At 65.2% G+C, this 6,644-nt stretch carries 8 protein-coding genes; 6 read left to right on the top strand and 2 right to left on the bottom strand.

The features are described from left to right. Positions 1–94 (bottom strand): helix-turn-helix domain-containing protein (locus MWU77_RS24275; RefSeq protein ID WP_247275009.1); only part of this gene is annotated, 94 nt, incomplete at its 3' end. 83 nt (positions 95–177) lie between these two features. Between MWU77_RS24275 and MWU77_RS24270 the strand changes: the two genes are divergently transcribed. From MWU77_RS24270 to MWU77_RS24250, 5 genes are all read left to right on the top strand, one after another. Beyond that, complete coding sequence (locus MWU77_RS24270) at positions 178–1,860, top strand: class I adenylate-forming enzyme family protein (RefSeq protein ID WP_247275008.1); 1,683 nt, start codon at positions 178–180, stop codon at positions 1,858–1,860. A gap of 90 nt (positions 1,861–1,950) precedes the next feature. Then, entirely contained in the window at positions 1,951–2,712 is a 762-nt protein-coding gene (gene echA20 / locus MWU77_RS24265) for a (7aS)-7a-methyl-1,5-dioxo-2,3,5,6,7,7a-hexahydro-1H-indene-carboxyl-CoA hydrolase (RefSeq protein ID WP_169688142.1), read from the top strand. Between the two features lie 60 nt (positions 2,713–2,772). Continuing rightward, a complete protein-coding gene (ipdA, locus tag MWU77_RS24260; protein WP_206039900.1) occupies positions 2,773–3,657 on the top strand; it encodes a cholesterol ring-cleaving hydrolase subunit IpdA in 885 nt (294 codons plus the stop codon). Next, positions 3,654–4,415, top strand: a complete 762-nt coding sequence (locus MWU77_RS24255) for a CoA-transferase subunit beta (RefSeq protein WP_169688141.1) — start codon at positions 3,654–3,656, stop codon at positions 4,413–4,415. The genes ipdA and MWU77_RS24255 overlap by 4 nt, the downstream gene beginning before the upstream one ends. Positions 4,416–4,435: 20 nt before the next feature. After that, positions 4,436–5,506 (top strand): nitronate monooxygenase, encoded by a 1,071-nt coding sequence (locus tag MWU77_RS24250; RefSeq protein ID WP_281499599.1) that lies wholly within the window; start codon positions 4,436–4,438, stop codon positions 5,504–5,506. Between the two features lie 90 nt (positions 5,507–5,596). Here MWU77_RS24250 and MWU77_RS24245 read toward each other — a convergent pair whose 3' ends face one another. Next, positions 5,597–6,169, bottom strand: a complete 573-nt coding sequence (locus MWU77_RS24245; protein WP_247275006.1) for a TetR/AcrR family transcriptional regulator — start codon at positions 6,167–6,169, stop codon at positions 5,597–5,599. A gap of 110 nt (positions 6,170–6,279) precedes the next feature. On the opposite strand from MWU77_RS24245, the gene MWU77_RS24240 reads away from it, so the two are divergent. Continuing rightward, complete coding sequence (locus MWU77_RS24240; protein WP_247275005.1) at positions 6,280–6,567, top strand: hypothetical protein; 288 nt, start codon at positions 6,280–6,282, stop codon at positions 6,565–6,567. Positions 6,568–6,644 lie beyond the last annotated feature (77 nt).

Raw genomic sequence — 6,644 nt, 5'->3', positions numbered from 1 at the left:
TGGTCCACACGACGCGCACGCAACCGAACGTGCGGCGCAGCAGCGCCGACTGTTCGGGATCCGGGTAGGCCCGGACCTTGTACGCGGTCCTCATCTGCCCATGACAACAGAAGGGTCCGACATGTCGAACGTCATTCCTGCCCGCCGTGAACGACGGGGCATCCAGGCGAGGTTCCGGTGACCGTCCCGCCGGACCCGCGGCCGTTCCTGGACCAGCTCATTTCTCGGCTCACCGGCCGGGGCGGCGACTTCGAGATCGTGATGGGCGACGTGCTGGGCACCGAGATGCCGGTGATGAAGCACCGAGGGCGGGCCGTCGCCGACCTGCTGTCGCAGTCGCTGGTCTGGGGTGATCGCGAGTATCTCGTCACGTCAGAGCGCAGAATCACGTTTGCGCAGCACGCGCGCGACGCCTATGCACTGGCTGCAGCGCTACGTGAACGCTATGGGGTTTCGGTCGGTGACCGGGTCGCGATCCTGTCGGCGAATCGGCCCGAATGGGTCACCGCTTTCTGGGCGACGCAGGCACTGGGTGCGATCGCAGTAGGGATCAACGCGTGGTGGGTGCGGCCGGAGATCGAGGTCGGGATCCGGTATTCGCGTCCGCGGGTGGTGTTCGTGGACGAACAACGTGCCGAAACCGTTGCCACCATGGGCGCGAGCGACACGATCATCCTCACCATCGAGGATGACATGCCGCGGTTGATCAGGGAGTTCATCGGGGCGCAGCCTCCCCCACCGAGGGTCGATGAGGATGATCCGGCGGTGCTTCTGTTCACCTCCGGTACCAGCGGGGAGCCCAAAGGGGCGTTGCACTCGCAGCGGAATCTGCTGGCGGTGGCCGACTATCATCGCTACGCCGACGCGATCACCGCCGCCTGGACCGGAGAGCAATACGCACGTGGCGTCCCGTCGGACACCCGCCACCTGCTCACCTCCTCCCTGTGCCACATCACAAGCCTGCACAACACCGTGGTGCCCCGCCTCGCGACCGGCAGCACCGTCATCATGAACCAGGGCTGGCTCGGAGTCCGTCCGGTGCTGGAACTGATCGAAAGCGAAGAGATCACCCATTGGAACGCGGTGCCGTCGATGGCGGCGCGGATGCTCGAGGTCGACGATCTCGACCGGTACGATCTCACCTCACTGATCGGGTTCATGTTGTCCTCGGAACCGTCGACCCCCGAGTTCAAACAGCGGATCCGCGAGAAGTTGCCCTTCGGCAGTCACGCCGTGGTCGACAGTTACACGATCACCGAGTGCAGCACGTCGATCACTGCCGCAACTGCTGAGTCACTCGATCGGTATCCGGGCACCGTCGGCGAGCCGGTGATCACAGTGAGCCTCGAGATCCGCGACCAACATGGAGGTTGGCTCCCCGACGGCCAACCCGGCGAGGTCTGTGTGCGAAGCCCGTTCGTGATGCTCGGGTACTGGGACGACGACGAGGCCACCGCGGAGACGATCACCGCCGACCGATGGTTGCGGACGGGCGACTACGGCGTCGTCGAGGGCGGCCGGCTGCGACTGCTGGGGCGGCGGGCGGATCTCATCGAACAGAACGGCGAGTCGATCTATCCTTCGGAGGTCGAGCGAGTCCTCGGCGGCCACCCTGCGGTACGTGAGTGCTTGGTCAGCGGCGTGTCGCACCCCGAATGGGGGCAGGAGGTGGGCGCGGTCGTGGTCCTGAATCCCGGTTCGTCTGCCACCAAAGAGGAACTGACGGCGTACGTTGCCGATCATCTCGCTTACTTCAAGGTGCCGACCCGCTGGCGGTTCACGCGGGATCTGCTGCCTCGCAACACCACCGGAAAAATTATCCGGCGCCGCTTTCCCGGCGACGACCTGCCCGGGTACTGAGGCCCGACCCCGAGTCACTGTGCCCTCGAACAGGCATGTGCTAACTTACCAAGCAATCGCTTGGTTCGGTACCGACGTTAGGAAAATGCCATGGGCATCACCTCCACCTCCGACGGCGCAGGGATCACCACGGTCACCGTCGACTTCCCGCCCGTGAACGCTCTCCCCTCCGCCGCGTGGTTCGAGCTCGCCGACGCCATCGTGGCCGCGGGCAAGGACATGAGCACGCACGTCGTCGTGCTGCGCGCCGAGGGCCGCGGCTTCAACGCCGGCGTCGACATCAAGGAAATGCAGGCCACCGAAGGCTTCGATGCCCTCATCGCCGCCAACCACGGCTGCGCCGCCGCATTCGCCGCGGTCTACGACTGCGAGGTACCCGTCGTCGTCGCGGTCAACGGCTTCTGCGTCGGAGGCGGCATCGGGCTCGTAGGCAACGCCGACGTGATCGTCGCGTCCGACGACGCCGTATTCGGCCTTCCCGAGGTCGACCGCGGCGCGCTCGGCGCCGCAACCCACCTCGCACGCCTCGTCCCCCAGCACCTCATGCGCACCCTGTACTACACCGCGCAGAACGTCACTGCCCAGCAACTCGAGCATTTCGGGTCTGTCTACAAGGTGGTGCCGCGCGACGAACTCGACGCCGCCGCAAGCGAAGTCGCCGGGATGATCGCCGCCAAGGACACGCGCGTCATTCGCCGTGCCAAGGAAGCGATCAATCGGATCGATCCGGTCGACGTGAAGACCGCCTACCGCATCGAACAGGGCTTCACTTTCGAACTGAACCTTGCCGGTGTCGCCGACGAGCACCGCGACGAGTTCGTTGCGACGGGCAAGCCGCGAAGCAACCACTGAGTTGCACGAGAACTGAGCAGTTACGAGAACTGGGAAGCACCAGAAGGAGCTTGAACACTCATGCGTGACAAGAGGATGTCGCTCGACGAGGTCGTCGGCGAACTGCGCAGCGGAATGACCATCGGCCTCGGCGGCTGGGGATCACGCCGCAAGCCCATGGCCTTCGTCCGCGCAATTCTGCGTTCGGACATCAAGGACCTGACCGTCGTGACCTACGGTGGCCCCGACCTGGGACTGCTGTGCTCTGCCGGCAAGGTCAAGAAGGCGTACTACGGCTTCGTGTCGCTCGACTCGGCACCGTTCTACGACCCGTGGTTCGCCAAGGCCCGCACCTCCGGCGAACTCGTCGCCCGCGAGATGGACGAGGGCATGGTCAAGTGCGGCCTCGAAGCTGCCGCCGCGCGCCTGCCGTTCCTGCCGATCCGGGCAGGCCTCGGCTCCGACGTGCAGACCTTTTGGGGCGACGAACTCCAGACCGTCACCTCGCCCTACGCCGATGAATCCGGTAAGCGCGAGACCCTGATCGCAATGCCCGCGTTGAACCTGGATGCTTCTTTCGTGCACCTGAACATCGGCGACAAGCACGGCAACGCCGGCTACCAGGGCGTCGATCCCTACTTCGACGATCTCTACTGCATGGCCGCAGAGAAGCGGTACGTCTCCGTGGAGAAGATCGTCGAGACCGAGCAGCTGGTCAAGGAAGTTCCCCTGCAGCAGCTGCTGCTCAACCGTCTGATGGTCGACGGTGTCGTCGAGGCACCGAACGGCGCGCACTTCACCCTCGCCGGCGATTCGTACGGGCGCGACGAGAAGTTCCAGCGTCACTACGCCGAGGCCGCCAAGACCCCCGAGTCGTGGCAGGCCTTCGTCGACCGGTTCCTCTCCGGATCCGAAGAGGACTACCAGGCCGCCATCAAGAAGTTCGCAGAGGAGCAGCAGGCATGACCACCACCGACACTGTGACCCGCGCCGAATACTGCGCAATCGCGTGCGCCGAGATCTTCTCCGGTGCAGGCGAAATCGTCGCCAGCCCGATGGCGACGCTCCCGCAGATCGGAGCTCGCCTGGCCAAGCTCACCACCGAACCCGATCTGGTGATCACCGACGGTGAGGCACTCATCCTCGCCGAGGTGCCCGCACTCGGCGCGAAGGCTCCGGTCGAAGGCTGGATGCCGTTCCGCAAGGTGTTCGACGTCGTCGCATCCGGTCGTCGGCACGTGGTGATGGGCGCCAACCAGATCGACCGGCACGGCAACCAGAACCTCTCGGCCTTCGGCGACGACCTGCAGAAGCCGACGCGACAGATGTTCGGTGTGCGCGGCGCCCCGGGGAACACCATCAACCACGCCACCAGCTACTGGGTGGGCAAGCACTCGACCCGCGTCTTCGCCGACAAGGTCGACGTCGTGTGTGGCGTGGGCTACGACAAGATCGACCCCGAGAACCCCGCGTTCCGTTTCCTCGAGATCCCCCGCGTGGTCACCAACCTCGGTGTGTTCGACTTCGGTGGGCCGGACCATTCGTTCCGCGCCGTGACACTACATCCGGGCGTCGACGCGGAGACCGTCGCCGCGAACACGTCGTTCGAGGTCGCCGGCCTCGCCGAGGCAGGCGTCACCCGCGAGCCGACCGCAGAAGAACTGCGACTGATCCGCGAGGTCATCGACCCCAAGGGCCTGCGTGATCGCGAGGTCTCGCTGTGACTTCCGGTGGCGGGAAGGCCTTGCTGCGGACTCCGCTGACCGAACTCGTCGGCATCGAGCACCCCATCGTCCAGACGGGCATGGGGTGGGTGTCGGGTCCGCGTTTGACGGCCGCGACGTCGAATGCGGGCGGTCTGGGCATCCTCGCCTCCGCGACGATGACGTACCCGGAACTCGAAGCGGCAGTTGCGAAGACGAAGTCGCTGACCGACAAACCGTTCGGCGTGAACATGCGTGCCGATGCGTCGGATGCGGGCCAGCGCATCGATCTGCTGATCCGCGAGAAGGTCAAGGTCGCGTCGTTCGCGCTGGCTCCCAAGAAGGAACTCATCGCGAAGCTAAAGGATCACGGCATCGTCGTGGTCCCGTCGATCGGCGCAGCCAAGCATGCGGTCAAGGTCGCATCGTGGGGTGCAGACGCAGTGATCGTGCAGGGCGGTGAGGGCGGTGGTCACACGGGCCCCGTCGCCACCACGTTGCTGCTGCCCAGCGTGCTCGATGCCGTCGACATCCCCGTCATCGCTGCGGGCGGTTTCTTCGACGGTCGCGGTCTCGCCGCGGCGTTGTCGTACGGTGCGGCCGGTGTCGCGATGGGCACGAGGTTCTTGCTCACCAGCGACAGCGCGGTGCCGGATTCGGTCAAGCAGCAGTATCTCGCTCGCGGTCTGCAGGACACCACCGTGTCCCTCAAGGTCGACGGAATGCCACACCGCGTCCTCAACACCGAACTGGTGAACAGCCTCGAGAAGTCCAGCTACGCCAAGGGGCTCGTCGCAGCCGCACGAAACGCGACGAAGTTCAAGTCGATGACCGGCATGAAGTGGTCCACGCTGGTCAAGGACGGACTCGCCATGAAGAAGGCGAGTGACCGTACCTGGCAGCAGATCATCATGGCCGCCAATACCCCCATGCTGCTCAAAGCCGGTCTCGTCGAAGGCAACACCGAAGCCGGTGTGCTCGCCTCGGGTCAGGTCGTGGGCATGGTCGACGACCTGCCGAGCTGCGCGGAGCTGATCGACCGGATCATGACCGATGCCGTCGCCCGCATCGACGCGCTCGGCGCACTGCGCGACACGGAGCGCGCCGTCTGACGAAGCTCGCAGTCTCCACATAGAGCTCGCAGCCCAGTGCACTACTGGGCTGCGAGCTCTACTTTTGTCCTGCCTGCTCCGGTTTCTGCTTCATGGTCGCAGCATTCGCACGAGCATCTCCACCGTGCGCTCGATCGGGTCGGGCCGGGAGTCCGTGATCGGCACGATGATGCGCGTCCACACCGCACCGAGGAGCATGTCGAACACGTCGTTGGGATCGATCGACGGATCGACGGTACCCGGTGGCGCAGAGTGCAGGATTGCAAAGAATTGGGGTCGCACCGACACCCTCTGGTAGGCCGCGCCGTTACCGGTATCCGACCGGCGGTACGCCAGCAGAGGACCGGCCGCCGCGCGTGTCGCGGGATCGCTGAACGTGTCGGCGTACGCGCGGATGAAGCAGCGTAGGTCCTCTCGAAGGTCCCCGATGGGGCTCACCTGCAACGGACGTTCCATGGGGAAGGCAGCGTCCTCGATCAGCTCGATCCGCGATGACCACCTTCGATAGATCGCCGATGCGTGCACCCCCGACCGCATCGCCACGGCTTGGATCGTCGTCGCTTCGAAGCCCTGCTCAGCGAGGAGTTCGCGGGCGGAGGCAAGCGCCCGTTCGTCGATGCTGGTGTCGCGCGGTCGGCCCGGACGACGGGACGTATCCCCCATGCGGACGATCGTACCCACGGGGACCATTTCAGGAGATGGTCTTCTATATTCGACGTGATCTTGCTAACTTCCCAAAAGGTAATGTGACACGTCGCACATAGAGGAGTTCGATGACCAGGCGCACTCTGACCACCGTCGCCGCGGCATGCTCGGTGCTGCTGCTCGCGGGAGCCTGTGGCACCCCCGCTTCCAGCGACGCCTCGGACGAACCGGTCGGCGATCCCGTCTCCGGTGGTTCGGCCACCATGATCCAGGTTCGCGAACCGGTATCGCTCGACCCGGCGGCATTGAGCAACAACTGGGTCGGCCAGAGCCTCCTCGGAAACGCGCTCTACGGAACGCTGACAGGGCCCCGGAATTGTCGGTTTCATGAGGTCAAGGCCAGCGCGAGCGCCTGATCGGGATGGCGGGCATGGTGCCGCAACCCGGCAGCGATGTTGTCCCATCCAGCCAGGCGCAAAAGACCGACCGCAAT

The organism is Rhodococcus sp. F64268 (assembly GCF_023015605.1).
Classification (GTDB): Bacteria; Actinomycetota; Actinomycetes; order Mycobacteriales; family Mycobacteriaceae; genus Rhodococcus.
This window is presented reverse-complemented; position numbering and strand designations above follow the sequence as displayed.